Below are 4,163 nucleotides of genomic sequence, written 5' to 3' on the forward strand. Positions count from 1 at the left end.
GTCTATGACGCGATCCTCGACCTCTACGGCAAAGGAGAGCCCGCCGACCCGGTCACCGTCGCCGCGGAGCTGACCCGGGCGGGCAACCTCGAGCGCGTCGGCGGTGCGCCGTACCTGCACACGCTGATCTCGCTGGTGCCGATCGCTGCCAACGCGGGCTACTACGCCGAGATCGTGCGCGAGCGGGCGATCCTGCGGCGCCTCGTCGAGGCGGGCACCAAGGTCGTGCAGCTCGGGTACGGCGCGGCCGGCGGGATGGGCGGGGACGTCGACGACGTCGTCGACCGGGCGCAGGCCGCCGTCTACGAGGTCGTCGAGCGGCGTACCAGTGAGGACTACGTCGGTCTCGAGGCCGCGATGTGGGCGACCTACAACGAGATCGAGGCGATCGGCAACCGGGGCGGCGAGCTCTTCGGAGTGCCGACCGGATTCCGCGATCTTGACGAGCTGACCAACGGCTTGCACGACGGCCAGCTCATCGTGGTGGCCGGAAGGCCCGGTCTCGGGAAGGCGCTCGCTCTCGACACCCGTCTTGCGACCCCGACCGGCTGGACGACGATGGGCGAGGTCGCGGTCGGTGACTACCTCATCGGCGCCGACGGCCACCCGACGCGGGTGGTCGCCGCGACCGAGGTGATGACGAACCGGCCTTGCTACGAGGTGCACTTCGACGACGGCACAGTCATCGTCGCCGACGAGCAGCACCAATGGCTCACCCGCGACCGGGCAGGGTCGGCGGTCCGCACGACTGGCGAGATCGCCGCGAGCGTGGCGACGGGCGGCTCTCGGCGGCAGCTCGACCACGAGGTGGCGCTTGCGTCGCCCCTTGACCTGCCGGACCGGGTTCTCCCGGTCGCCCCGTACACCCTCGGCGTTTGGCTCTCCGATGGCGACCCCGACCCGGAGGTCGCGATGTACGTCGAAGGCTCGGGAGCCTCGGTGGTGCCGGAGGCGGCGGCGTTACGGGCGCTCGGTTCGACCCCTCGGCGCGGCATCCCGCAGGAATACCTGCGCGCGTCACAGTCGCAGCGTCGCCTGCTGTTGGCCGGCCTGCTCGACGTGGGCGGCTTCGTCCTGCCGAACGGGTCCATTCAGTACTCGGCCCGCAGTCGCCACCTTGCGGCCGATGTCCGTGAACTGATTTGCAGCCTCGGCTACCGATGCGAGACCGCTTCGACGGCGTCGACGCTCACCTTCTCGACGGAAGACGATGTCTTTGCCTTGGAGCGGAAGCGCATCGCTCACAAGGAGCGCCGCCGTCCCACGCGAACGCTGTCGTCGACGCGGTTCATCACCGACGTTCGTCGGGTCGAGTCTGTGCCGGTGCGATGCGTCGAGGTCGACAACGCGGACCACATGTATCTCGCCGGTGAGTCGATGGTGCCGACGCACAACAGCACGCTTGGCATGGACTTCTTGCGGAGCGCCGCGATCGGACACCAGAAGTCGGCGGTCCTGTTCTCACTCGAAATGGGCAAGAGCGAGATCACCATGCGACTGTTGTCTGCCGAGGCGCGCATCCCGCTGACCCGAATCCGGACCGGAACGCTGAACGACGACGACTGGACGAAACTCGCCCGCCGGATGGGCGAGGTTGCGCAGGCTCCGATGTTCATCGACGACTCCCCGAACCTCACGATGATGGAGATCCGCGCGAAGGCGCGGCGCCTCAAGCAGCGCCACGACCTGAGGCTGGTCGTCGTCGACTATCTCCAGCTGATGACGAGCCCGAAGCGGGTGGAGAACCGCCAGCAAGAGGTCGCCGAGATGAGCCGGTCGCTGAAGCTTCTGGCCAAGGAGCTCGCGGTGCCGGTGGTCGCGATCAGCCAGCTGAACCGTGGCGCCGAGCAGCGCTCCGACAAGCGGCCGCAGCTGTCCGACCTGCGTGAGTCAGGTGCGATCGAGCAGGACGCCGACATGGTGATCCTGCTGCACCGTGAGGATGCCTACGAACGCGAGTCGCCGCGGGCCGGCGAGGCGGACCTGATCGTGGCCAAGCACCGAAACGGCCCCACCCGAGACGTGGTCGTGTCGTCGCAGCTGCACTACTCGCGCTTCGTGGACATGCCGCACAACTAGCCGCTTGTGTAGGGTCCGCGCGTATTTGTCCAAATCCGGTTCTACTTGCCCCCTATTTGTCCAACTGTCCGGCCTATTTGTCCACTGATTCGTCGCGGTCGCGGTCGCGGTCGCGATCGCGGGGCCTAGGCCACAGGGTCAGGTGAGGGCTGGCTTGTCTGGCCCGCTTCGTGCCGGCGAGCCGATTCGTTAGCGAAGATCGTTCCCTGGACGTCGTGGAAGGAACTCAAGTCGTTTGGTGCCGCGGGATAGATGAGGTTCGTGTCGGTGTGCACGGCGAGAGATCGCCAGTACAGCTGTGGCCGGGCTGCCATGAGCAGGGCGCGGCGGGGCGGCGCTGTGTCGTACTGCATCTGGATTGCGTCGAGGATGCCGAGGCTGGTGTAGATGTCGTGGAAGCGTCTGATCTCCGGCAGCCTGAAGCTCTTGCTGATGGGCGTGAAATGAACAGCGAGATGGCGGTCCGGGTCGTACAGATCGATTCTCAGTTGCGGGAGCGCGCTGGGGTCGAAGGGCTGTTCGCCTTCCGGTAGGTAGATCGCGTTGACGGGAAGCTTGTAGTCGAGTTGGCACTGTTCTCCGAGCGCGCCTGCGAGTGCTTCGAGGAGCGGCTCTTTGATGGTGTAGGCAGCGAGGACCAGCGGGTCGTCGGTGTCCGCCGCGCTCACGGTGTGATCGAAGACGCCCCGCGCGACATCTCGTGTGATGCCTCGCTGGAGCGCGAATGCGAGTTCTTCTCCGGCTTCAGGTGACAGCACGCCGAACTTCAACTCGAGTTGGGTCCAGGTGTACCAGTCCGGCCATGCCGCACCCGTGAAAAGAACCCGGTCGACGGTCGTGCTGACGAGCCCGGTTCGGGCCGCGATGGCACGTGAGGACATCCCGTTGGTGGCTCGCCGGATGCGTCGGACGAATGCTTGCAGCAGTTCGATGCCCGAGGACTTGTCGAGAGGGTCACCGTCCGGCCAGCCGCCGTGCACCAAGTCTCGAGGTGCCTGCCTTGGCTGTTTCGGCACTTCCTGTTCCTCCCGACGGTCGAAGTGCGGCTGCTTCACAAACGTTGCGCAGCAGCGATGGGCCGCCGGCGCGGCTCTTATGCTCCGACACGCCGGTGAGATGTTCAATGCATTCCCCCGGTCCAAGTGTTCGCCTACGGTGTGCGCGTTATAAAAGCCGCAACCTAGGAGGAACCATGACCCCGAAGATCGCATGGCGAGACGACACCGGCGGAGTCGTCGAGCAGGCGCTGCGTCACGCCGACAGCTCGGACCTACTCGATTGCCAGCCCTTCCGGCGGCCGAGCCACTACCGCGGGCAGCGCAACCGTCCGGGCGAGTACTGGGCGACCACTATGGGCGCCCACGTGATTTACGAGAGCCGCCACGAGTTGCTGCGGTTGCAGATCGCGGACAGGTCGGCGGACGTCACGGCAATCGCCGCACAGCCGTTTTGCCTGGCCTACATCGACCGGAATGGCAAGGACCGCAGGCACATCCCCGACTACATGCTCCGGCACCGCAACGGCGAGGTTGTGATCGTTAACGTCAAGCCGCCGGACTGGCTGCGCAGGGCGCGTGCGCCTCATGACCCCGACTTCCCTGCCATCAGTCATGTGTTCGCCGCCCGCGGCTGGAGGCACGAGCTGTGGACCGGAGTCACTGCGGTGCTCGCGGCGAACATTCGGCTGCTCGCCGGGTACCGGCGACCTTGGACGATCGATCAACCGATATCCGACGCTGCGGTCGCCGCCTGCAACGCCGGTGACACGATCGGCTCGCTGGAACGACGGCTCGCCGCGGATCATGCCCCGCGTCTCGTGCGACCCGCGGTGCTACACGCGATCTGGATGCAGCGTCTGATGACGGACCTATCCACTCCGCTTGAGCCGCACAGCGTCCTGCGTCGGCCTGGAATGTCGGGGGGATAGCGATGGCGAGCCTGGCAAGCACGTTGCGCACCGGCGCCACCGTCCGATTCGACGGTGACACCCACCAGGTGGTCGCGCTCGACGGGACATGTGCCACGCTTCACGGCCGCTCGGGACACCGGCAGGTCATCCGCACCTCGATGCTGCTCAGCGATCC

3 protein-coding genes are annotated in these 4,163 nt (G+C 66.5%); 2 read left to right on the top strand and 1 reads right to left on the bottom strand.

Going from position 1 to position 4,163, the window contains the following annotated elements:
* Positions 1 to 2,079: replicative DNA helicase (dnaB, locus tag VG899_13295; protein ID HWA67330.1), on the top strand; the 2,079-nt coding region annotated here is incomplete at its 5' end.
* Positions 2,080 to 2,204: 125 nt separating this feature from the next.
* On the opposite strand, the gene VG899_13300 is transcribed toward dnaB, so the two are convergent.
* Positions 2,205 to 3,134, bottom strand: a complete 930-nt coding sequence (locus VG899_13300; protein ID HWA67331.1) for a hypothetical protein — start codon at positions 3,132 to 3,134, stop codon at positions 2,205 to 2,207.
* 137 nt (positions 3,135 to 3,271) lie between these two features.
* On the opposite strand from VG899_13300, the gene VG899_13305 reads away from it, so the two are divergent.
* Positions 3,272 to 4,006, top strand: coding sequence for a TnsA-like heteromeric transposase endonuclease subunit (locus VG899_13305; protein HWA67332.1), 735 nt, complete (start codon positions 3,272 to 3,274; stop codon positions 4,004 to 4,006).
* Positions 4,007 to 4,163: the final 157 nt, after the last annotated feature.

This window comes from Mycobacteriales bacterium (assembly GCA_035550055.1).
Classification (GTDB): domain Bacteria; phylum Actinomycetota; class Actinomycetes; order JAFAQI01; family JAFAQI01; genus DASZTV01.